Here is a 21,617-nt window from a genome sequence, read left to right as displayed (position 1 = left end):
TGACGATTACACTGGGCCGCGTGCCTCAACTACGCCTCGCTCTGAATCAGATCGACTCGACCGTCGGCGATCTCGCCGGGAACGCCGAGGCGATCGTCCACTGGACCCGGCACTCCGCCGAGCAGGGAGCGCATCTCGTCGCGTTCCCCGAGATGGTGCTGACCGGCTATCCCGTCGAGGACCTCGCCCTGCGCTCGTCCTTCGTCCAGGCCTCGCGGGAGGCGCTGCGCGCGCTCGCCGTGCGGCTGCGGGACGAGGGGTTCGGGGAGCTGCCGGTCGTCGTCGGCTACCTCGACCGCACCGAGGAGGCCAAGCCGAAGTTCGGCCAGCCCGCCGGCGCCCCGCGCAACGCGGGCGCGGTGCTGCACCGCGGCGAGGCCGTCCTGACCTACTCCAAGCACCACCTCCCCAACTACGGCGTCTTCGACGAGTTCCGCTACTTCGTGCCGGGCGAGACCCTCCCGGTCGTGCGCGTGCACGGCGTCGACGTGGCGCTCGCCATCTGCGAGGACCTCTGGCAGGACGGCGGCCGCGTGCCGGCGACCCGCAGCGCGGGGGCGGGGCTGCTGCTCTCCATCAACGCCTCGCCGTACGAGCAGAACAAGGACGACGAGCGCCTGGAGCTGGTGCGCAAGCGCGCGCAGGAGGCCGGGTGCACCACCGCCTACCTCGCGATGATCGGCGGGCAGGACGAGCTGGTCTTCGACGGTGACTCGATCGTCGTCGACAAGGACGGCGAGGTCATCGCGCGCGCCCCGCAGTTCTCCGAGGGCTGCGTCGTGCTCGACCTGGAGCTGCCGGCCGCCGCGCCCGTACCGCCGTCCGGCGTCGTGGACGACGGGCTGCGCATCGAGCACGTCACGCTGTCGCAGGAGCCCCTCGCCCCGTACGAGGGCGAGCTCACCGGCGGGTACGCCGAGCGGCTGGACGACGACGAGGAGGTGTACTCGGCGCTCGTGGTGGGGCTGCGCGCGTACGCCGCGAAGAACGGTTTCAGCAGCGTCCTGATCGGCCTCTCCGGAGGCATCGACTCGGCGCTCACCGCCGCCATCGCCTGTGACGCGCTCGGCGCGCAGAACGTGTACGGCGTCGCCATGCCGTCCCGCTACTCCTCCGACCACTCCATCGGCGACGCGGAGGAGCTGGCCCGGCGCACCGGCCTGAACTTCCGCACCGTACCGATCGCGCCGATGTTCGACGCGTACATGGGGTCCCTCGGGCTCACCGGGCTCGCCGAGGAGAACCTGCAGTCGCGGCTGCGCGGCACGATGCTGATGGCGCTCTCCAACCAGGAGGGGCACATCGTTCTCGCGCCGGGCAACAAGTCCGAGCTCGCGGTCGGCTACTCGACGCTCTACGGCGACTCCGTCGGCGCGTACGGCCCCATCAAGGACGTCTACAAGACGGCGATCTTCCGGCTCGCGGAGTGGCGCAACCGCGCGGCGCGGGAGCGGGGGCAGACGCCGCCGATCCCGGAGAACTCCATCAGCAAGCCGCCGAGCGCCGAGCTCCGCCCGGACCAGGTCGACACGGACTCGCTCCCGGACTACCCGGTCCTGGACGCGATCCTGGCGCTCTACGTCGACCGGGACCAGGGCGCCGACGCGATCGTGGCGGCGGGGTACGACCGGGAACTGGTCACCAAGACGCTGCGGATGGTCGACACCGCGGAGTACAAGCGGCGGCAGTACCCGCCGGGGACGAAGATCTCCGCGAAGGGCTTCGGCAAGGACCGCCGCCTGCCCATCACCAACCGCTGGCGCGAGTCCGCCTCCGACTGAGGGTGCCGGTACGAGGAGCCCGCCCATCCGCAGGAGCCCCTGCGGATGGGCGGGAGCCGGGTCAGTGGCTGACCGGCTCGCGCTGCTCGGGCGACGACGCCACCACCCGCTCCGGACCCGGCACGGGACCACGCCGCAGGTCCACCGCGTACGCCAGGCCCGCCACCGCGAGGCCGAGCACCGCGAGGACCGCGCCGGTCACCGCCGGTGAGGTCACGCCGAAGCCCGCCGCGAGGGCGAGACCGCCGATCCAGGCACCGCCCGCGTTGGCGAGGTTGAACGCGCCCTGGTTGGCGGACGAGGCCAGCGAGGGGGCCGCGGCCGCCTTCTCCATGACCATGAGCTGCAGCGGCGAACCCGTCGTGAACGCCGCCATGCCGAGCAGGAGGACGGCGATCGGCGCGCTCCACCCGGCGCTCATGAGCAGCGGGAAGAAGGCAAGGACGACCGCGAGCGCGATGAGCCCGCCGAAGAGCGTGCCGCGCAGGGAGTGGTCGGCCAGGCGCCCGCCCAGCAGGTTGCCCGCCGTCGCGCCCACGCCGAACAGCGCCAGGAGCAGGGTGACGCTGGACTCGGCGTAGCCGGCCGCGTCCGTGAGCATGGGCGTGATGTAGCTGTACGCCGAGAAGAGCGCCCCGAAGCCCGCGACGGTGGTGCCGAGCGCCAGCCAGACCGGGACGCTGCGCAGCGCCCGCAGCTCGCCGCGCAGGCCGACCGCGTCGCCGTGGCCGTGGTCGGCGGGGACGAGCAGGGCGAGCGCCGCGATGGCCGCGAGCCCGATCGCGCTCACCGCGAGGAAGGTGGCGCGCCAGCCGAGCTGCTGTCCCATGGCGGTGGCCACCGGCACGCCCACGACGTTGGCGACGGTCAGGCCGAGGAACATCAGGGAGACGGAGCGCGCCTTGCGCTCGGGCCCGACGAGGCCGGTGGCGACGACCGCGCCGACGCCGAAGAAGGCGCCGTGCGGCAGGCCGCTGAGGAAGCGCGCGGCCATCAGCAGGTGGTAGTCCGGGGCGGCGGCCGACAGGGCGTTGCCGACCACGAAGAGCACCATCAGGCCGATCAGGACGCGGCGGCGCGGGAGCTTCGCGGTGAGGGCGGCGAGCAGCGGGGCGCCGATGACGACGCCGAGCGCGTACGCGGAGACCAGGTGTCCGGCGACCGGGATGGATATGTGCAGGTCGTCGGCGACGTTGGGCAGCAGGCCCATCATCACGAACTCGGTCGTGCCGATGCCGAAGGCGCCCACGGCGAGGGCGAGCAGGGCCAGGGGCATGAAGAAGTACCTTCCACGGAAGCAGGGGGAAACGGGGGGGGACGGGCAGCGCGGGGAACCCCGTATGTTCACGTACGGAACAAAGCCGCGTCCACCGAGTATTCCGTGCGGCCGGAAAGAGTGGGCGACGCGGACGTTACGACGAGAGGTCGACCCGCGCCGCGATCGGCAGGTGGTCGCTGCTCGTCTTCGGCAGCGTCCAGGAGGAGACCGGCTCGACGCCCTTGACCATGATCTGGTCGATGCGCGCCATCGGGAACGACGCGGGCCAGCTGAAGCCGAAGCCGTCGCCCGCCGCGCCCTGCGTGGAGCGCAGCTGCGCGGTGACGCCGTTCAGTGCGCGGTCGTTCATGGTGCCGTTGAGGTCGCCGAGCAGGACGACCTTGCCGAGCTTCTCGTCGGAGATGGCCTCGCCGAGCGCGTCGGCGCTGTTGTCGCGCTGGTTGGCGGTGAAGCCCGCGTCGAGCTTCACGCGCACCGAGGGCAGGTGCGCCACGTAGAAGGCCACGTCGCCCTTGGGCGTGTGCACCGTGGTGCGCATCGCGCGCACCCAGCCCAGCTTGATGTCGACGGGCTCGGTGTCGGCCAGCGGGTACTTGCTCCACAGCCCCACGGTGCCCTTGACCGAGTGGTACTTGTACGTACCGGCCAGGGCCTTCTCGTACGTGGGGACGGCGTTCGCGGTGAGCTCCTCCAGGGCGATCACGTCGGCGCCGGAGGCCGCGACGTCCTGGGCGGTGCCGGTCGGGTCGGGGTTGTCCGCGTTCACGTTGTGCGTGGCCACCGTCAGGTCGCCGCCGGTGGCCGACTTGCCGGTGATCAGGCCGCCGAAGGAGTCGATCCAGATGACCAGCGGCAGCAGCAGGGCGATCAGCGCGGTGGCGGACTTGCGGACCACCGCGATGACCAGCAGCACCGGGATGAAGAGGCCGAGCCAGGGCAGGAAGGTCTCGGTCAGACTGCCGAGGTTGCCCACGTTGTTGGGGATCTGCGCGTGGAAGAGCATCACCAGCGCGAGGAGGACCGCGACACCCGTGGTGACCAGTCCGCGCCGCCAGATGCCCGGGTCGCCCCGCCAGCCGTCGAGCAGGCGGCGGAGCCGGGACCCCGGACGTTCGGGGCCCGAGCCGCCGCTGCCCGTCTCCGTCATGTACGCCTGCGCCATGCTGTCGTCGCCTCACTGCCTGCCGTGCACACCGTCTGTCCCGCCCCCTGAAACCCTAGGCGATGATCGGGTGTCGTCCCTGCCGTCTCGCGACGGCCGTACAGGCTCCAGGACGAACGGGGCGGCGACGCAGGTTCCTGATCGGCCACGGAGAGCGCCCTCTGTGACGAAATGCGCATATGTGCGAGGGCGCCCACCGGCGCGTCACGGGCGTCACGGGCATCACGCGCGTCACTTCGGGGCGCGAAGACCGCCGAGGACCGTGTCGACGATCCGCTCCGCCAGGTTCTCGTCGAGCGGCGCGCCGGGCCGCAGGATCGTGCGCAGCAGCATGGGGCCCACGAAGAGGTCGTTGGCCGTCTCCACGTCGACGTCCGCGCGCAGCTCGCCGTCGGCGACGCCCTGCCGCAGCACGTCGAGTATCCGGCGGCGGCGGGGCGCGACGACCGTCTCCTGGTACGCCTCCGCCAGCTTGGGCAGGGCCTTCATCTGCGCGAAGACGTTGTGCAGCAGGGCCGAGGAGCGCATGGTCAGGCCACGGCGGCGCAGGCTCTCCAGGATGCAGACGAGGTCGTCGCGCATCGAGGTGCCCGGCAGTTCGGGGTCCGGCTCCTCGAAAACGCGCAGGACGTCGACGAACAGGGCCTCCCGGCCGTCCCAGCGCCGGTAGATGGTGGCCTTGCCGACGCCGGCCGTGCGGGCGATCCGCTCGATGGAGAGCTCGGTGAGCGGGACGCCGTCCTCCAGGAGCTGGAGGACGCCCTCGATGATCGCCTGCTCCACGGCCTCGCTCCGGGGCCGCCCCCGGCCGGCCCGGGCGGCGGGCACCCTCTCGGCGGTGTCGCCCTGCTCCGCGACCCGCACGCCCTTGTGGACCACGTCGTCTCTCCCTCGCTCGCGTCGGCTGCCGGGGCGATTCTGCCTGAGAGCCTCAGCGCCCGGCGGTTCCCACCGGTTCGGCCTTCTCCTGCTGCGGGCCCTCGTCGCGGGGTGGGCGCCCCGGCAGGAAGAGGAAGACGATCAGCGCGCCGAGCACGGCGACGCCCGCGCCGCACAGCGCCGTGACGTGCATGGCGTGCAGGAACGAGTCGTTGGCTGCCGCCACCAGGGGCTCGCCCTTGGGGCCGAGCTTCGCGGCGACACCGAGGGTCGCCTCGATGGACTCGCCCGCGGTGTGCCGCACGCCCTCGGGCAGCATGTGCAGCTGGTCCTCGACACCGCCCCGGTACGCCGTGGAGAGCACGGAGCCGAGTACGGCGATGCCGAGGGCGCCGCCGACCTGCCGGAAGGTGTTGCTGAGCGCGGACGCGGAGCCGGCCTTCTCGCGCGGCAGGGCCTGCATGATCACGACACTGGTGGGGGTCATGATGTGCGCCATGCCGGTGCCCATCAGGAAGAAGACGACTTCGAGGAGCCAGATCGGCGTGTCGGACTCGAAGAGGGTGAAGGCGGTCAGGGTCGCGGCCACCAGGAGCAGCCCGCCGGTGCACACGGCCCGGACGCCGAAGCGGTCGACGACGAGCCGGGCGCGCGGCGCGAAGACGAGCTGCGCCACGGCCAGCGGCAGCATCAGCAGACCGGTCTGCAGCGGCGAGTAGCCCCGCACGCTCTGGGTGTAGAAGACCGAGAAGAAGGTCACGCCCATGAGCGCGAAGAAGACGAGCGCTATGGCGCAGATCGCCGCCGAGAAGACCCGGTTCTTGAAGTAGGCGATGTCGATGGAGGGATGGTCGCTGCGCTTCTCGTACAGCACGAAGGCGGCGAGTACGGCGAGGCCCGCGACGACGGTCCCGACGACGGCCGGGTCGGTGAAGTCGGCGAGCTGGCCGCCCTTGATGATGCCGTAGACGAGCAGGACCAGGCCGACCACGGAGAGCGCGACGCCGAAGAGGTCGATGCGGCCGGGCGCGGGGTCGCGCGAGTCGGGCACGAGCCAGACCATCAGGGCCAGGGCGACGATCACGATCGGCACGTTGACCAGGAAGACCGAGCCCCACCAGAAGTGGTCGAGCAGCACGCCGCCGGTGATGGGGCCGATGGCGATGGCGAGGCCGACGCCGCCCGCCCAGATGCCGATGGCCTTGGGCTGTTCGTCGCGCTCGAAGACGTTCATCAGGACGGCGAGGGTGGCCGGCATCACGAAGGCGGCACCCAGGCCCATCACCGCGCGGAACGCGATGAGCTGGACGGGCGAGCCGGACATCGCGGCGAGCGCCGAGCCGATGCCGAAGACGACGAGCCCGCCGAGCAGCACTTTCTTGCGGCCGAGCCGGTCGCCGAGCAGGCCGGCGGTGAAGAGCAGACCCGCGAAGACGAGCGTGTAGGCGTTGATCGCCCACTCCAGCTCGCTCTGGGTGGCGCCGAGGCCGGTCGGTTCGGGGGTGGAGATCGTCTTGATGGCGACGTTCAGGATCGAGTTGTCGAGCACCACGATCAGGAGGCTGAGCATCAGCGCCCCGAGGATCGCCCAGCGGCGCCGGTGGACGGCTTCCGGTACGTGGCTCGGGGTGGGCATGGCAGGGGAGGACATGCCCACCAGCGTAGGCCTATTTCGATACGAGACCGTCTCGTATTGAAAATCCCTTGGCGAACGGCTGACCAAGACTTTGCCGAACGGCGTCATCCAGCGCCGTACCAGGGCCTGTCCAGCGCCGTACCAGGGCCTGGGTCGGAAGTCGCGTCGTCCGCCCGGAGGGCGGGCGTCGTGGGGCGGGCGGGACTTCCGACACAGGCCCTAGCCCCGAAGCGGTGCGTGATGCGACCATGGAGGTGATCCGGGGACGCCGTCAGGGCGCCTCGAGATGACAGAAGGAGCCGTTGCGATGACGCAGCTTTCGGCTGCCCAGAAGAGCGCCGACGCCCCGCAGAGCCCCGACAGCAGCAAGGCGCTGTACGGCGGCAAGGGAACCCGGCGCATCACTGTGCGCGACATCAACGCCGCCAAGGAACGCGGCGAGAAGTGGCCCATGCTCACCGCCTACGACGCGATGACCGCGTCCGTCTTCGACGAGGCGGGCATCCCCGTAATGCTCGTCGGCGACTCGGCGGGCAACTGCCACCTCGGCTACGAGACGACCGTGCCCGTCACCCTCGACGAGATCGCCATGCTGTCGGCCGCGGTCGTACGGGGCACCTCGCGTGCCCTGATCGTCGGCGACCTGCCGTTCGGCTCGTACCAGGAGGGCCCCGTCCAGGCGCTCCGCTCGGCCACCCGGCTCGTGAAGGAGGCGGGCGTCGGCGCGGTGAAGCTGGAGGGCGGCGAACGCTCCCTGGCCCAGACCGAGTTGCTCGTCCAGTCCGGAATCCCCGTCATGTCCCACCTGGGCCTCACCCCGCAGTCCGTGAACACCATGGGCTACCGCGTGCAGGGCCGCGGCGACGAGGCCGCCCACCGCCTCCTGAACGACGCCAAGGCGGCGCAGGACGCGGGCGCGTTCGCGGTCGTCCTGGAGCTGGTCCCCGAGGAACTGGCCGCCGAGGTCACCCGCTCCCTGCACATCCCGACCGTCGGGATCGGGGCGGGCGCCGCGTGCGACGCGCAGGTCCTGGTCTGGACGGACATGCTCGGCCTGACCGGCGGGAAGATGCCGCGCTTCGTCAAGCAGTACGCGGACCTGCGGGGCGTCATGACCGGCGCGGCGAAGGCGTTCGCGGAGGACGTGGTGGGCGGGGTGTTCCCGGCGCCCGAACACGCGGTTCACTGAGGCCGTGGGGGCGGGCGGGGATTGGTGGCCGCCCCCCCTCCGACCATCGTGACGGTCCACTGAGGCCGTGGGGCGGGCGGGGATTGGTGGCCGCCGCCCCCCTCCGACCACCACGGCGGTCCACTGAGGCCGCGGGGGCGGGCCCGGACCGGTGGCCACTCCCTCCGACCGTCGCGACGGTCCGCTGAGGCCGTGGGGCGGGCCGGGATCGGTGGCCGCCCCCTCTGACCATCGCGGCACCATGGCAGCCCGTCGATTCCCCCGTCGGCGGGCTGCCTTTTCTCGCCCCTGGGCGGTTGGGGGGCCGGGGGCGACGTGGCCTCTCGTCCTCGGGCGGGTGGGGGCAGGTTGTTTCTCGTCCTTGGGGTGGGTGGGTTCAGGGCCGCCGCTTCGCGGCGGATCTTCCCCACCCACCCACCCGTTTGCCCGGCGACGCAGGGTGGAGGTAGGGGCCCTACGGTCCCGTTCGGTGCGGGGTAAACGGGTGGGCGGGCGGGAAACATCCGCCGCGAAGCGGCGGGGCAGGGCCCCTACAGGCCTATCCGGTGCGGGGTAAACGGGTGGGTGGGTGGGAAGCATCCGCCGCGGAGCGGCGGGTCGGGGCTCCTACAGGCCAATTCAGTGCCGGGTAAACGGGTGGGCGGGAGACATCCGGCGCGGAGCGGCGGGGCCGGCCCCTACAGGCCTATTCGGTGCCGGGTAAACGGGTGGGCGGGTGGGAGACATCCGGCGCGAAGCGGCGGGCTGGGGCTCCTACAGGACCATCCGATGCGGGCGTAACGATGGGTGAATTGGGGCCCCTACGGTCCCGTTCCGTGCGGGATGAGGGGGAGGTATCCGGCGCGGAGCGGCGGGTCAGGACACCGCCCCCTCCAGCTCCGCAAGGGCCTGTCGGCGGCATGTCGGTGGTTTGTCGGTGGCACCTGACATCTTGGGGCCATGAAGCGAATCGACGTGAACCCCGGCGGCGCAGGGAGCGCGGTCACCGTAAGGGGACTGGTCAAGCACTACGGCGAGACCAAGGCACTGGACGGCGTGGACCTCGACGTACGCGAGGGCACCGTCCTCGGCGTGCTCGGACCCAACGGCGCCGGCAAGACGACCCTCGTACGCTGCCTCTCCACCCTCGTCACCCCGGACGCGGGCACGGCCCTGGTCGCCGGGTACGACGTGGCGAGCCAGCCCCGCCAACTGCGCCGCGTGATCGGCCTCACCGGCCAGTACGCGTCGGTGGACGAGAAGCTCTCGGGGCGCGAGAACCTCTACATGATCGGGCGCCTGCTCGACCTGTCCCGCAAGGAGTCCAGGTCCCGCGCCGACGGTCTGCTCGAGCGGTTCTCCCTCACCGAGGCCGCCAAGCGTCCCGCGAGCACCTACTCCGGCGGTATGCGCCGCCGCCTCGACCTCGCCGCCTCGATGATCGGCAGCCCGGCCGTCCTCTACCTGGACGAGCCGACGACCGGCCTCGACCCCCGCACCCGCAACGAGGTGTGGGCCGAGGTCAAGCGCATGGTCGGCGACGGCGTGACGGTGCTGCTCACCACCCAGTACATGGAGGAGGCCGAGCAGCTGGCCTCCGAGCTGACCGTCATCGACCGCGGCAAGGTCATCGCCAACGGCGGCATCGACGAGCTCAAGGCGAAGGTCGGCGGCCGCACCCTGCGGGTCCGCCCGGCCGACCCGCTGGAGCTGCACCCGCTGGCGAACGCGCTCGACGACCTCGGCCTGACCGGCATCGCCACCTCCACGGTGGACGCCGAGTCCGGCACGGTCCTGGTGCCGATCCTCAGCGACGAGCAGCTGACGGCCGTGGTCGGCGCGGTCACCGCGCGCGGCATCACGATCGGCTCCATAGCCACCGAACTGCCCAGCCTGGACGAGGTGTTCCTCTCGATCACCGGCCAGAAGGCCAGTGCTCCGCAGGACGCCCGCCCCAGCGACAACGAACTCGAGGAGGTCGCCGTATGAGCGCCACCACTCTCGCGGCCCCCCTCAAGCCGGGGCAGGCCGACGCCCGCATCGGACTGCGCGGCCACGTCCGGCACACCAGCGCCCTGGTCCGCCGCAATCTGCTCTGGATCCGGCAGGACCCGGAGTCGATGTTCGACGCGGTCCTGATGCCGATCGTCTTCACCCTCCTGTTCGTGTACGTCTTCGGCGGCTCCATCGGGCAGGCGCTCGGCGGCGGTCAGGACCAGTACGTGCAGTACGTGGTGCCCGGCATGATGGCGATGATGAGCATGAACATCGCCATGGCCGTCGGCACCGGCTTCAACCAGGACTTCCAGAACGGCATCATGGACCGTTTCCGGACCCTGCCGATCGGCCAGGGTTCGGTGCTCTTCGCCAAGATCGTGGTGGAGCTGATGCGGCTGCTCATCGCGACGACGATCATGATGATCGTCGGTGTCCTGGTGGGCTTCGACATCACCAACTGGGGCGGCCTGTTCGCCGCCGTGGGCCTCTCCGCCCTCTTCGGCACGTCCATCATGTGGATCTTCCTGGTGCTCGGCGTCTCGATGAAGAGCGCCCAGTCCGTCCAGGCGATGGGCTTCCTGGTCCTGATGCCGCTGCAGTTCGGCTCGTCGATCTTCGCGCCGACCCGGTCGATGCCGGGCTGGCTGCAGGGCTTCACCGACTACAACCCGCTCTCCTCGCTCGCGGACTCCGCGCGCGGCCTGATGGTCGGCGGCCCGGTCGCGCACGACCTGTGGGTGGCGGTCGGCTGGTCGGTGGCGCTCACGCTGGTGATGGCGCCGATCGCGATCCACAAGTTCCGTACGAAGAACTGATCACCGCCTCACGCGCCGCACAGGGCGGCGGCCTCCTCCAGAGTGAGGCCGCCGCCCTGTGCGTACGCCGATGCGTACGCGGCGCCGCCGAGCACCGCACGGCACAGCCGCTCGGCGTCCTCGCGGATGCCCCGCTCCATCGTGTTCGCGACGTGCGCGGGCGGCAGCTCCCGGTCGGCGACGCCGAGGAGCCGCGCCGCGTCGGCCGCGCGGGCGCCGTCGGCGGCCCGGGACAGGGCGAGAGCGGCGATCCACAGATGGACGGAGACCATCTGCGGGGCGACCATCCGCGAGAGCGGGTCGAGGGCCTTTCCGAAGGCGGCGCCCACACCGGCGACGCTCTCGGCGTACCGCCCGTCCAGCGCGTCGAGCCAGGCCGTGAGGCCGAGCACCGCACTGTCGAACACCGCGTAGCCGATGGGGCTGAACTCCAGGCGGAGGAGCCGCAGTTGCTCGCGCGCCTCGCCGGTGCGGCCGGTGCGGCCGAGCGCGCCCGCGAGGAAGATCCGGGCGGCGGGCACGGCCTCGCCCGCGTGGTGGCGGCCGGGGTTCTCGATGACCTCCCGCAGCATCGCCTCGCCCCGCGCGAAGTCGTCCGCCCGCTCCGGCGCGTCCGTCAGGAGCGAGCCGAGACGGGCCTTGAGCAGGACCACCTGGGCCTGCGCGCCGAGCTGTTCGGCGTACTCGACGGCGGCCCTGAAGTCCAGTGCTGCCAGGGCCAGTTCACCGCGCCGCTCGCGCGCCTCGCCGCGCGCGGAGAGCGCCTCGGCGACACCCCACACGTCGCCGAGGCCCTGGAACCCGCGCAGCGCCTCGTCCGCGTCGCGGATGGCGTCGCCCGACCAGTCGGTGCGGTTGGCGAGCATGTTGGCGCGCATCTGCAGGGCGGCGGCGAGCTCCCACTCGTAACCCAGCGCGCGGCAGGCCTCGACGGTCTCGTCGATGGTGACGCGCAGCAGCTCCATGTCGCCGCCGAGCATCACCGCGAAGAACCAGAGGTTGCCGGGCGTCCGGCAGGTCTGCGGCAGCCCCGGACGGTACGCCTCCCTGATGCCGCGCAGTTTCTGCTCGGCGGCCGCCGACTGCCAGTCCTGCACGTCCATGTCCATGCAGGCCAGGTGGAGCAGGTGCGCCCCGCGGCGGGCCTCCGTCAGGACCTCGGGGCTCATCGGCGGGGGCGCGGCCGTGCACGGCTCGTACAGCGGGGGCGCCGGAACGACGGGCGGGGCGAAGGGGTCGGGGCCGAGTGCCATGACGTCCCTCGACCAGTTGCGGGTCTCCATGCGCAGACCGCGGATCTGCCAGTACCAGCAGAGGGAGAGGACGAGGCAGAGCGCCTCCTGCTCGTCGCGCGCCGCGATCGCGTGCCGCAGGGCGGTGCGCAGGTTCTCGTACTCGGCTTCGAGCCGCTCCCCGGCCGCGTGCTGGCCCCTGCCGCGCAGTTCGGGATCGGTGGTCCTCGCGACCTCCCGGTAGTGCACCAGGTGGGCGCGCTCGGCCTCGGCCCGGTCGCCCGCCTCGTCGAGCCGCTCGCCCGCGTACTCCGCGACGGTTTCCAGCAGCCGGTAGCGCATGCCGCCGTCGGCCGTCGGCGAAGGGGCCGCGACGACCAGGGACTTGTCGACGAGCGAGCCCAGCAGACCGGCCACGTCGTGCGCGCTCCCGGCGGCCGCGCACACCTCTTCCGCCGCCCGCAGGTCGCAGCCGCCGGCGAAGACCGAGAGCCGGCGAAGCACCGCACGCTCCCCGTCGTCCAGGAGGTCCCAGGACCAGTCGACGACGGCCCGCAGGGTCTGCTGGCGGGGCAGCACCGTACGGGCGCCGCTGGTCAGGAGCCGGAAGCGGTCGTCGAGGCGGTCGGCGATCTGGCGCGGGGTGAGCATCCGCAGGCGGGCGGCGGCCAGTTCGATGGCGAGCGGCAGGCCGTCGAGGCGGCGGCAGATCTCGGCGGCCGCCGCCGGGTCGCCGTCGACGGTGAACCCCGGCCGCGCGGCGGCGCCGCGGTCGGCGAAGAGGCGCAGCGCGACCGGCTCGGGCAGCGGCTCGACGGGGCGCAGCGACTCGCCCGGTACGCCGAGGGGTTCGCGGCTGGTCGCGAGGACCGTCAGGCCCGGACAGCGGGCGAGGAGCTCGTCGGCGAGGCGGGCGGCCGCCTCGACGACGTGCTCGCAGTTGTCCAGGACGATCAGCATGCGCCGCGCGGCACAGTGCTCGACGAGCCGGGCGACGGGGTCCTCGCCGTGCCGCTCCGACAGGGCACGCAGCTCCTCCGCGCCGGCGCCCCGCAGCACGGTCTCGCGGGCGCCGAGCGCGGTGAGGACGGCCTCGGGTACGTCGGCGGGGTCCTCGACCGGCGCGAGCTCCGCGAGCCACACGCCGTCGGGGACGCTCGCGGCGACCGCCTCGCCGACCTCCTGCGACAGCCGTGTCTTGCCTGCGCCGCCCGGTCCGAGCAGCGTGACGAGCCGGGCGCGCGCGAGGTCGTCCCGCAGCGCGTCGATGTCGGCCTCGCGGCCGACGAAGGACGTGAGCCTGGCCCGGAGGTTCCCCGGCGTGCGGGGGCGTGGCGGGGGCTCCCGTAGCAACTCCCCGTGCAGGGCGCGCAGTTCGGGGCCCGGGTCGACGCCGAGCCGGTCCGCGATGTCTCGCCGTACGGCGTCGTACGCGGCGAGGGCCTGCGCCGGGCGGCCCGTGTCCCGCAGCGCGCGCAGCCGCAGGGCCTGCAGCGGCTCGTCGAGCGGGTGCGCGTCGCAGAGCTCGGCGAGCTCGGGCAGCGCCTGCTCGGCCTGCCCGAGGGCGAGGGCGGCGGCCATCCTCGCGCGGCGGGCGTCGAGGTGCCTGGCATGCCAGCGGGCCGCCTCCGCGGTGTGCTCCGGCAGGTCGGCGAGGGGCTCGCCCGTCCACAGGGCGAGCGCGTCGTCCAGGAGTGCGGCCGCCTTCGCCGGGTCGGCGTCCGCGAGGGCGCGGCCCGCGTCGGTCACGAGGCGGTCGAACCGGAACACGTCCACGTCGTCCGGGCTCGCGCGGAGCCGGTACCCGCCGTCCGCCGAGACGACGGCGTCCGCGCCGAGGGCCCTGCGGAGCCGGCCGACCAACGCCTGCAGCGCACCCGTCGCGTCGGCGGGGGGACCCGCGGTCCACACGTCGTCCACCAGCGCGGGAGCGGGCACGGTGTGGCCCGGGCGGAGGGCGAGGGCGGTCAGGAGGGCGCGGAGGCGGGGGCCGCCGACGGGGGCGGGGGTTCCGTCGGGGCGGGTGGCTCGGGCCGAGCCGAGGACGCGGTATCGCACTGACTCATTGTCCCTGTACGGCGGGGCGGGGGCATGGGTGTCCGTCACAGCGGGGCTACGCCACCTCCAGTGACACAAGGACCCCCGTCTCGTCCCTCCGGTACTCCCGGCCCTTGCGGGACCCCGTCGACACCGCCCGCTTGAACCACTTCGGGCACGCCTCCACCGGGCGCAACCACCGCTCCCCCGCCACCCGTTCCCCCGCCACGTACCCCTGCTCGACGATCTGGATGCCCCGGACCAGGCCCGCCGTCTCCGGCCACTTGTCTCCGTGCCGTTCCACGGTCAGCAGGCCCCGCAGAGCGACGCGGGGAGGCCACGCGCCGTCGCCCGTCCAGGGGACCGTCACCCCGCCGGACCGCACCACGGGGCCGCCGCCCGCCGACTCCACCGGGCCCTCGATCGCACTGAGCTCGGACCGCCACTCGCGGCCCTGCTCGGCCACGTCGACGCGGAGCGGCCACACCACTTCGTCCCCCACCCGGAACGGCTTGCCGCAGCATTCCATCTGCCAGTCCTGGTACATCACGTTCCACAGCGTCATGCCCCCAGCCTCCCCGGAACTCCCCGTCCGGTGCGAGACGTTTTCTCCGTACGCCCCATCCGGCCGGGATACGGTCGGGCACGCAAGGCCGTCGGACCCCCAGGAGCCCCGCCCCATGACCACCGCCCCCATCCGCCGCAGCGACCGGCGGATCAGCCCCGTCTTCCTGGGGATCGCCGCCGTGACGGCGGTCTCCGGCTGGGCCGCCTGGACCGGTTTCGCGGACAACCCCGGCGTCGCCGTCTTCCTCTTCGTGACCGCCGCCTGGATCGTCTCGCTCTGCCTGCACGAGTACGCGCACGCGCGCACCGCCCTGCACGGCGGCGACATCTCCATCGGCGCGAAGGGCTATCTGACCCTCAACCCGCTCAAGTACACGCACGCGCTGCTCAGCATCGTGCTGCCCGTCCTGTTCGTGATCATGGGCGGCATCGGGCTGCCCGGCGGCGCGGTCTTCATCGAGCGGGGCAGGATCCGGGGCCGCTGGAAGCACAGCCTGATCTCGGCGGCGGGCCCGCTGACGAACGTGCTGTTCGCGGTGGTCTGCACGGCCCCGTTCTGGCTCGGCGCCCTGGACGGCGTGCCGGACGCGTTCCGCTACGCGCTCGCGTTCCTCGCGCTGCTCCAGGTGACCGCGGCGATCCTGAACTCGCTGCCCGTCCCGGGTCTGGACGGCTACGGCGTGATCGAGCCCTGGCTCTCGCACGGGGTGCGCCGCCAGGTGGAGCCGTTCGCGCCGTTCGGCCTCATCGCGGTCTTCGCCGTCCTGTGGATCCCGGAGGTCAACCACGCGTTCTTCGACGCGATCGACGCGATCCTGCGCGGCCTCGGCGTCAGCGAGTGGGACACCTACTGGGGCCAGCGGCTGTACCGCTTCTGGGACGGGTCGCAGGAGGTCCCGCCCGCGCTGGGGCTCAGTTCCTGAGCGCCGCGCCGCGCGGTGCGTCCCGCTCGGCCTTGGCGCGCCGCAGGTAGAACCAGGCCATGTTCGAGGACAGGCCCGCGAGCAGGACCCACACGATGCCGAGCCAGCTGCCCTGCACGAAGGAGATCACGGCGGCGGCGACGGCGAGGGCGCAGACGACGAGGGCGTACACGGCGAGGCGGGGCATGGGGGTCGGCTCCTGTCGGGTGAAGCGTGCGGATGCGTACTGCCCGTCCAGTGTCCCCCATGCCCCACGGCGGCTATACGTCGGTGACGCGCAGCCCGGCGTGCGCCTTGTAGCGGCGGTTGACGGAGATCAGGTTGGCGACGAGGGACTCGACCTGGTGGGCGTTGCGGAGGCGGCCCGCGAAGATGCCGCGCATGCCCGGGATGCGGGCGGCGAGCGCCTGCACGAGGTCGGTGTCGGCGCGCTTCTCGCCGAGGACCATGACGTCGGTGTCGATCTCCTCGACGGCCGGGTCCTGGAGCAGGACGGCCGAGAGGTGGTGGAAGGCGGCGGTGACGCGGGAGTCCGGCAGCAGGGCGGCGGCCTGCTCGGCGGCGCTGCCCTCCTCGGGCTTCAGGGCGTACGCGCCCTTCTTGTCGAAGCCGAGCGGGTTCACGCAGTCGACGACGAGCTTGCCCGCCAGCTCCTCGCGCAGCGCTTCGAGGGTCTTGCCGTGGCCGTCCCACGGCACGGCGACGATCACGATGTCGCTGCGCCGCGCGCACTCCGCGTTCTCGGCGCCCTCGACGCCGAGGCCCAGCTCGTCGGCGGCGGTCCGCGCCCGCTCGGCCGCGCGGGAACCGATGATCACCTTCTGGCCCGCGCGGGCCAGGCGGTAGGCGAGGCCGCGCCCCTGGTCGCCGGTCCCGCCGAGGACGCCGACGACGAGGCCCGACACGTCGGGAAGCTCCCAGGGGTCCTTGGCGGGGGCCTTCTGCGCACTGTCTGTAGAGGTCATGGGGCGACCTTACTCACCGCTCGCCCCCGCGAGGTCCGCCACCGGTATCCGCCGGAAGGAGACCGTCTCGTACGCGCTGAAGTCCCCTGTCTCGTAGAGGAGTCCGACGCTCTCCCCGTCGACCCGCACGAGGTCGGAGTACGCGGCCGGAAGCCCGTCGACCGTGTGGAGGGTGCGCCAGGTGGTGCCGCCGTCGACGGAGCCGCGCACCGTCATCAGGGCGCGGAAGCCGGGGTCGGCGGGTCCGGAGAAGAGGAGCAGGTCGGGGTCGCGCAGCTGCAGGACGCTGCCCTCGACGACGGGGCCGGTGAGGGAGGCCTGCGGGCGGAAGGGCTTGAGGAGGCTCTCGCCGCCGTCGGAGGAGTGGGCGTCGGCGCGGTTGCCGGGTGCCGGGGAGTCGTTGCGGGTGTTGAAGTAGAGGCGGCCGTCGGGGAGTTCGGCGGCCGTGGTCTCGTTGACGTTGATGTAGCCGTCGGTGTTGTCGTCGACGTAGCCGATGCGCCAGGTCTCGCCGGAATCGTCGCTGAGCAGGCAGTGCCCGCCGTTGTACTTTCCCTCGGTGCCGTTGTCGGCGCCGGTGGGCGGCAGGGAGTGGTTGGCGGGAACCACCACGCGCCCCGTCGTCAGCCGCACGGCGTGGCCGGGCGTCGTCGCGTACCACCGCCAGGCCGCCCGCTTCACCTGGCCGGTGATCTCGCGCGGCGCCGTCCAGGTGAGGCCGTCGTCGTCGCTGTGCTGGAGCCAGACGCGGCGCCCGTCGGCCGCGGGGACGGTGCCGCGGCGGATGGCGTCCTCGGTGGCCCCGGCGGCGTTCCTGACCTGGACGAGCAGGACGCGTCCGGTGTCGAGGACGACGGGGGCGGGGTTGCCCGCGAGGCCGTCGCCGTTCTTGCCGACGATCTGGAGCGGGCCCCAGGTGCGGCCGCCGTCGACGGAGCGTCTGAGGACGATGTCGATCGTGCCGTAGTCGGCCTGGGAGCCGACGCGGCCCTCGCAGAAGGCGAGGACGGTGCCGGACGGGGTCACCACGACGGCGGGGATGCGGAAGCTCGCGTATCCCTCTCGGCCCGCGCGAAAGGGAACGGATGTCTCAGCGGTCATCCCCCGCCCTTCCCCACCTCGGGGGAATTCCCCGTGAACGCCGGGTGACGAGTGGCATGTTGGGGCAGGATGCGACGCCATGGACGCCGTACGGGTCGCGCTGCTGCGCGAAGTGCTCGCCGGGACCGAGTGGCTCGGCGCCACCCGCCGCTTCGCGGGGACGCTGCGGTCCTCCGTCGTGCCGCACGGCGGCGGGCTGCTGCTCGTCGGCACGGCGGCGTACGAACCGTGGCACCTGGCCGCGCACCTGGTGGACGAGGCGGCCTGGTCGGGCACGCCGGAGCTCACCCCGACGCTCGTCCGGCACCGGGTCCTCGGCACGGAACCGGCCCACCTGTCGACCGGACTCGGCCGGATCGAGGCCGCGCGGCGCGGCGAGACGCTGCTCGTGGTGGCACCGGACGCGCCGGACCCGGAGCTCCTGACCCGGGTTCACGACGCGCGGCGGGCGGGCGCGACGGTGCTCGCGCTCGGCTCCGGGGACCGGGACCTCGGCGCCCTCTCGCACGAGGCGCTCGCGGTCCCCGAGACGACGCCCGACCTCGACCTCGACACGGTCCAGCACCTGGTCAGCGCGGCGGCCGGGGAGAACGCGCTGCCGCAGGCCCGCGGCCCCCGGCGGCTGCGCGACCGGCTGTCCCGGCTCGCCGACCAGCTGACGTCGCCGCCGCCCACGCGGTGGTGAGAAATTCGGTTGCCCGCCGCACCGGCCTGCGCTGAACATGGCTTCTCGTGCCTCTCTCCGCGATACTGCCCGACCTCTCCCCCTGGCGTTCCACCCGCGACTTCCGGCTGCTGTGGGTGCAGGGTCTCGTCACCACGTTCGGCAGCTTCATGGCCCTGGTCGCCCTGCCGCTGCAGATCAAGGAGCTGACGGATTCCCCGGTCGCGGTCGGCGCGATGGGCGCGGTGGAGCTGGTGCCGCTGATCGTCTTCGGGCTCTACGGCGGCGCGCTCGCCGACGCCGTGGACCGGCGCAAGGTGATCCTGCTGACCGAGGCGGGCCTCGGGCTCCTCGCCGTCGTCCTCCTGGTGAACGCGCTGCTGCCCGAGCCGCTGCTGTGGCCCCTGTACGTCGTCGCCGCGGGCGTCTCCGCGCTCGCCGGCCTGCAGCGGCCCGCCCTCGACTCCCTGATGGCGCGAATCGTGCCGCACGACCAGCTGACGGCGGCCGCCGCGCTGAACTCGCTGCGGTGGAACGTGGGTGCCATCGCGGCGCCGTCCCTCGCGGGCATCGTCGTGGCGTACGCGGGTCACGCGTCGGCGTACGGGGTCACGGCCGTCTGCTTCGTCCTGTCGGTCGCGCTGTGCACCCGCCTCTCCCCCGCGCCCGCCGCGCACGACGCGGCGAAGCCGTCGCTGAAGGGCCTCGCGGAAGGCGCGCGGTACGCGTGGTCGCGGCCGGTGCTCCTCGGTACGTACGCGATCGACATGGCGGCGATGTTCTTCGCCTTCCCCAACACGATCTTTCCCTTCCTCGCGGACGACCTGGACGCGGAGTGGGCGCTCGGTCTGATGTACGCGGCCGGGGCGGTCGGCTCGCTGCTGTTCAGCGTCACCAGCGGATGGACGTCACGGGTGCGGCGGCACGGGCTGCTCGTGGTCCTCGGGGCGGCGGGCTGGGGTCTGGCGATCACCGCGGCGGGCTGGTTCGCGAACGTCTGGGTGGTCCTCGCGTGCCTGGCGCTCGCGGGCGCGGGCGACATGGCGAGCGGACTCGGCCGCTCCACCATCTGGAACCAGACCATCCCCGACGAGCTGCGGGGGCGCCTTGCCGGGATCGAGGTCCTCTCGTACAGCGTGGGCCCGCAGCTCGGCCAGGTCCGCGCGGGTGCGGCGGCGGGCTGGACGGGTACGCGGTCCGCCATCTGGTCGGGCGGCCTGGCCTGCGTGGCCTCCGTCGGCGTCCTGGCGGCGCTGCTGCCGCGGCTCATCACGTACGACGCGACGAAGGACCCGGACGCGCGGCTGCGGCGGGAGCGGGCCGGGGAGAGGGCGGCCGCGGTCTAGGCCTGTGCCGGACGTCGCGGCGCGCCCTCCCGAGGGGGCCGGGGTCCTACTCGTCCTCGGCCCGTGCGGTCTTGTCGTGCCACCTGGGGTCGGTCTCCCACTCCAGGTTCCGGTCGGCGGCCGTCTGCATCGCGTGCTGCGCGTCCTCGCGCGACCCGTAGGGCCCCATGCGGTCCTTGCCGGGGCAGTCCGGGCCCTCCTCGACCTTGTTGTGCTCCAGGCAGTAGAACCACTCGCCCGGCTTGCCGACGGTCTTCTTCTTGAACAGCGCCATGACCCGCTCCTTCCGTCCTCGGTGAGGTCCCGCTCTCCGGGACCATGCTGCCCCACGATGGCTGGCTAGACTCGCTGGCATGTCTGGCCAGTCAACGCTCGTACCGGGGGAGCTCTCCCCCATCCGTTCCGTACCCGGCAACATCAGGCGCCCGGAGTACGTGGGGAAGCCCGCGCCGACCCCGTACACGGGCCCCGAGGTGCAGTCCCCCGAGACCATCGAGTTGATGCGCACCGCGGGCCGCATCGCCGCCCGCGCCATGGAGGAGGCAGCCAAGCACATCGCGCCCGGCGTGACCACCGATGAGCTGGACCGTGTCGCGCACGAGTACATGTGTGACCACGGTGCCTACCCCTCGACGCTGGGCTACCGCGGCTTCCCGAAGTCGCTGTGCAGCTCGGTCAACGAGGTCATCTGTCACGGGATCCCCGACTCCACCGTCCTGAACGACGGCGACATCATCAACCTCGACGTCACGGCGTACATCGGCGGCGTGCACGGCGACAACAACGCCACGTACCTCGTCGGCGACGTCGACGAGGAGTCGAAGCTGCTGGTCGAGCGGACCCGCGAGTCCCTGAACCGCGCCATCAAGGCCGTCAGGCCCGGCCGCCAGATCAACATCATCGGCCGCGTCATCGAGTCGTACGCGAAGCGGTTCGGCTACGGCGTGGTCCGTGACTTCACCGGCCACGGCATCAACTCGTCCTTCCACTCCGGCCTGATCGTCCCGCACTACGACAGCCCGCACGCCACGACCGTCATCCAGCCGGGCATGACGTTCACGATCGAGCCGATGCTGACGCTCGGTACGTACGAGTACGACATGTGGGAGGACGGCTGGACCGTCGTCACCAAGGACCGGAAGCGGACCGCGCAGTTCGAGCACACGCTCGTGGTGACGGAGTCCGGGGCGGAGATCCTTACGCTTCCCTGAGCCGGAGCTGGGTACCGTTTTACCGACAGGACGTCGGGAACCAGTTGACTTAGGTAAGCCTAACTTGCCATGATCTGCGGAGGTCGCAGGCCGTACTGGTTCCCGCCATCCCGTCATGCCTAGGCATCCCCGTTCCTAGGCTCCAGGCTCCCCTTGGAGGCCCCGCATGGACACGGCGCCCACGCCCTTCTCGACGGTCATCCGCACCGCGTCGCACGAGCAGCACACCGAGGCCGAGACCTCGACCTTCATGAGTGACCTGCTCGGCGGCAGGCTCGGCGTCGACGCCTACACGCGCTACACCGAACAGCTGTGGTTCGTGTACCGCGCCCTGGAGGACGGCGCGCGGACCCTGCTCGACGACCCCGTCGCGGGACCGTTCATACGGCCCGAGCTGGAGCGCGTGAGCGAGCTGGAGCGCGACCTCGCGCACCTGCGGGGCGCGGACTGGCAGGCGGACCTCACCCCGCTGCCCGCCACCGCGGCGTACGCGGCACGGATCGAGGAGTGCGCCCGCACCTGGCCGGGCGGCTACGTCGCCCACCATTACACGCGCTATCTCGGGGACCTCTCCGGCGGCCAGATCATTCGCGGCAAGGCCGAGCAGACCTGGGGCTTCGACCGCAAGGGCGACGGCGTGCGGTTCTACGTGTTCGAGGGGATAACCAACCCGGCCGCGTTCAAGCGGGGGTACCGACAGCTCCTCGACGGGATGGACGCGGTGGTCGTGGACGAGCTGGAGAGGAAGCGGATCGTCGACGAGTGCAAGCGCGCGTTCGCTTTGAATACGGCGGTGTTCCGTGAGCTCGGGGACGAGTTTCCGCTCACGGCCTGACGAGGTGGACGACTCGGG

The 21,617-nt window shown here is 72.4% G+C and carries 19 protein-coding genes; 9 read left to right on the top strand and 10 right to left on the bottom strand.

Translation table 11 applies throughout. The features are described 5' to 3' along the window. Positions 1-20: 20 nt before the first annotated feature. Entirely contained in the window at positions 21-1,781 is a 1,761-nt protein-coding gene (locus tag ACZ69I_RS03475) for an NAD+ synthase (RefSeq protein WP_470830346.1), read from the top strand. Positions 1,782-1,842: 61 nt separating this feature from the next. On the opposite strand, the gene ACZ69I_RS03470 is transcribed toward ACZ69I_RS03475, so the two are convergent. The 4 genes from ACZ69I_RS03470 to ACZ69I_RS03455 all read right to left on the bottom strand — a co-directional run bounded on the left by ACZ69I_RS03470 (position 1,843) and on the right by ACZ69I_RS03455 (position 6,752). Beyond that, positions 1,843-3,057: an MFS transporter gene (locus ACZ69I_RS03470; protein WP_467668493.1), complete on the bottom strand. Its 1,215-nt coding sequence runs from the start codon at positions 3,055-3,057 to the stop codon at positions 1,843-1,845. A 136-nt stretch (positions 3,058-3,193) separates the two neighbouring features. Continuing rightward, positions 3,194-4,222, bottom strand: coding sequence for an endonuclease/exonuclease/phosphatase family protein (locus ACZ69I_RS03465; RefSeq protein WP_470830345.1), 1,029 nt, complete (start codon positions 4,220-4,222; stop codon positions 3,194-3,196). Between the two features lie 231 nt (positions 4,223-4,453). Next, complete coding sequence (locus ACZ69I_RS03460) at positions 4,454-5,086, bottom strand: TetR/AcrR family transcriptional regulator (RefSeq protein ID WP_467670751.1); 633 nt, start codon at positions 5,084-5,086, stop codon at positions 4,454-4,456. Positions 5,087-5,153: 67 nt separating this feature from the next. Further along, positions 5,154-6,752 carry an MFS transporter gene (locus ACZ69I_RS03455; RefSeq protein ID WP_470830344.1) on the bottom strand — a complete coding sequence of 533 codons (1,599 nt, stop codon included), beginning with the start codon at positions 6,750-6,752 and terminating at the stop codon, positions 5,154-5,156. 292 nt (positions 6,753-7,044) lie between these two features. On the opposite strand from ACZ69I_RS03455, the gene panB reads away from it, so the two are divergent. From panB to ACZ69I_RS03440, 3 genes are all read left to right on the top strand, one after another. Continuing rightward, the gene (panB, locus tag ACZ69I_RS03450; RefSeq protein WP_467668499.1) at positions 7,045-7,926 is read left to right on the top strand and encodes a 3-methyl-2-oxobutanoate hydroxymethyltransferase; all 882 of its coding nucleotides are present in this window, start codon (positions 7,045-7,047) and stop codon (positions 7,924-7,926) included. A 939-nt stretch (positions 7,927-8,865) separates the two neighbouring features. After that, positions 8,866-9,894: an ATP-binding cassette domain-containing protein gene (locus ACZ69I_RS03445; RefSeq protein WP_470830343.1), complete on the top strand. Its 1,029-nt coding sequence runs from the start codon at positions 8,866-8,868 to the stop codon at positions 9,892-9,894. Beyond that, positions 9,891-10,718 (top strand): ABC transporter permease, encoded by an 828-nt coding sequence (locus ACZ69I_RS03440; RefSeq protein ID WP_470830342.1) that lies wholly within the window; start codon positions 9,891-9,893, stop codon positions 10,716-10,718. Before ACZ69I_RS03445 ends, ACZ69I_RS03440 begins: the two co-directional genes overlap by 4 nt. 8 nt (positions 10,719-10,726) lie before the next feature. Here ACZ69I_RS03440 and ACZ69I_RS03435 read toward each other — a convergent pair whose 3' ends face one another. Then, positions 10,727-14,008 carry an ATP-binding protein gene (locus tag ACZ69I_RS03435; protein WP_470830341.1) on the bottom strand — a complete coding sequence of 1,094 codons (3,282 nt, stop codon included), beginning with the start codon at positions 14,006-14,008 and terminating at the stop codon, positions 10,727-10,729. A gap of 55 nt (positions 14,009-14,063) precedes the next feature. Next, the gene (locus ACZ69I_RS03430; protein WP_470830340.1) at positions 14,064-14,552 is read right to left on the bottom strand and encodes a DUF6578 domain-containing protein; all 489 of its coding nucleotides are present in this window, start codon (positions 14,550-14,552) and stop codon (positions 14,064-14,066) included. Between the two features lie 115 nt (positions 14,553-14,667). Here ACZ69I_RS03430 and ACZ69I_RS03425 point away from each other — a divergent pair, with 115 nt between their 5' ends. Further along, positions 14,668-15,477 carry a site-2 protease family protein gene (locus ACZ69I_RS03425; RefSeq protein WP_467668509.1) on the top strand — a complete coding sequence of 270 codons (810 nt, stop codon included), beginning with the start codon at positions 14,668-14,670 and terminating at the stop codon, positions 15,475-15,477. Here the strand turns inward: ACZ69I_RS03425 and ACZ69I_RS03420 are convergent. From ACZ69I_RS03420 to ACZ69I_RS03410, 3 genes are all read right to left on the bottom strand, one after another. Further along, complete coding sequence (locus ACZ69I_RS03420; RefSeq protein ID WP_467668511.1) at positions 15,467-15,664, bottom strand: hypothetical protein; 198 nt, start codon at positions 15,662-15,664, stop codon at positions 15,467-15,469. The genes ACZ69I_RS03425 and ACZ69I_RS03420 overlap by 11 nt on opposite strands. A gap of 73 nt (positions 15,665-15,737) precedes the next feature. After that, positions 15,738-16,442: an NADPH-dependent F420 reductase gene (npdG, locus tag ACZ69I_RS03415; RefSeq protein WP_467668513.1), complete on the bottom strand. Its 705-nt coding sequence runs from the start codon at positions 16,440-16,442 to the stop codon at positions 15,738-15,740. Positions 16,443-16,451: 9 nt separating this feature from the next. Continuing rightward, entirely contained in the window at positions 16,452-17,543 is a 1,092-nt protein-coding gene (locus ACZ69I_RS03410) for a sialidase family protein (RefSeq protein ID WP_470830339.1), read from the bottom strand. A gap of 79 nt (positions 17,544-17,622) precedes the next feature. On the opposite strand from ACZ69I_RS03410, the gene ACZ69I_RS03405 reads away from it, so the two are divergent. Further along, positions 17,623-18,228 (top strand): hypothetical protein, encoded by a 606-nt coding sequence (locus ACZ69I_RS03405; protein WP_467668517.1) that lies wholly within the window; start codon positions 17,623-17,625, stop codon positions 18,226-18,228. A gap of 47 nt (positions 18,229-18,275) precedes the next feature. Continuing rightward, on the top strand, positions 18,276-19,553 hold the full coding sequence (locus ACZ69I_RS03400; RefSeq protein ID WP_470830338.1) for an MFS transporter: 1,278 nt from the start codon (positions 18,276-18,278) through the stop codon (positions 19,551-19,553). 46 nt (positions 19,554-19,599) lie between these two features. On the opposite strand, the gene ACZ69I_RS03395 is transcribed toward ACZ69I_RS03400, so the two are convergent. Beyond that, complete coding sequence (locus tag ACZ69I_RS03395) at positions 19,600-19,827, bottom strand: hypothetical protein (RefSeq protein WP_470830337.1); 228 nt, start codon at positions 19,825-19,827, stop codon at positions 19,600-19,602. Positions 19,828-19,906: 79 nt separating this feature from the next. On the opposite strand from ACZ69I_RS03395, the gene map reads away from it, so the two are divergent. Next, complete coding sequence (map, locus tag ACZ69I_RS03390) at positions 19,907-20,764, top strand: type I methionyl aminopeptidase (RefSeq protein WP_467668523.1); 858 nt, start codon at positions 19,907-19,909, stop codon at positions 20,762-20,764. A gap of 166 nt (positions 20,765-20,930) precedes the next feature. Further along, positions 20,931-21,599, top strand: a complete 669-nt coding sequence (locus tag ACZ69I_RS03385) for a biliverdin-producing heme oxygenase (RefSeq protein ID WP_470830336.1) — start codon at positions 20,931-20,933, stop codon at positions 21,597-21,599. The last annotated feature ends 18 nt before the right edge of the window (positions 21,600-21,617 follow it).

The organism is Streptomyces sp. NPDC036815 (assembly GCF_055609205.1).
The sequence above is the reverse complement of the archived record's forward strand: the minus strand, read 5'-3'. Positions and strand labels throughout refer to the sequence as shown.

Coding starts and splice junctions, on each gene's coding strand:
- map (WP_467668523.1), top strand. CDS start 19,907: ATGTCTGGCCAGTCAACGCTCGTACCGGGGGAGCTCTCCCCCATCCGT.
- ACZ69I_RS03445 (WP_470830343.1), top strand. CDS start 8,866: ATGAAGCGAATCGACGTGAACCCCGGCGGCGCAGGGAGCGCGGTCACC.
- ACZ69I_RS03405 (WP_467668517.1), top strand. CDS start 17,623: ATGGACGCCGTACGGGTCGCGCTGCTGCGCGAAGTGCTCGCCGGGACC.
- ACZ69I_RS03440 (WP_470830342.1), top strand. CDS start 9,891: ATGAGCGCCACCACTCTCGCGGCCCCCCTCAAGCCGGGGCAGGCCGAC.
- npdG (WP_467668513.1), bottom strand. CDS start 16,442: ATGACCTCTACAGACAGTGCGCAGAAGGCCCCCGCCAAGGACCCCTGG.
- ACZ69I_RS03425 (WP_467668509.1), top strand. CDS start 14,668: ATGACCACCGCCCCCATCCGCCGCAGCGACCGGCGGATCAGCCCCGTC.
- ACZ69I_RS03385 (WP_470830336.1), top strand. CDS start 20,931: ATGGACACGGCGCCCACGCCCTTCTCGACGGTCATCCGCACCGCGTCG.
- ACZ69I_RS03465 (WP_470830345.1), bottom strand. CDS start 4,222: ATGGCGCAGGCGTACATGACGGAGACGGGCAGCGGCGGCTCGGGCCCC.
- ACZ69I_RS03430 (WP_470830340.1), bottom strand. CDS start 14,552: ATGACGCTGTGGAACGTGATGTACCAGGACTGGCAGATGGAATGCTGC.
- panB (WP_467668499.1), top strand. CDS start 7,045: ATGACGCAGCTTTCGGCTGCCCAGAAGAGCGCCGACGCCCCGCAGAGC.
- ACZ69I_RS03455 (WP_470830344.1), bottom strand. CDS start 6,752: ATGTCCTCCCCTGCCATGCCCACCCCGAGCCACGTACCGGAAGCCGTC.
- ACZ69I_RS03470 (WP_467668493.1), bottom strand. CDS start 3,057: ATGCCCCTGGCCCTGCTCGCCCTCGCCGTGGGCGCCTTCGGCATCGGC.
- ACZ69I_RS03410 (WP_470830339.1), bottom strand. CDS start 17,543: ATGACCGCTGAGACATCCGTTCCCTTTCGCGCGGGCCGAGAGGGATAC.
- ACZ69I_RS03420 (WP_467668511.1), bottom strand. CDS start 15,664: ATGCCCCGCCTCGCCGTGTACGCCCTCGTCGTCTGCGCCCTCGCCGTC.
- ACZ69I_RS03395 (WP_470830337.1), bottom strand. CDS start 19,827: ATGGCGCTGTTCAAGAAGAAGACCGTCGGCAAGCCGGGCGAGTGGTTC.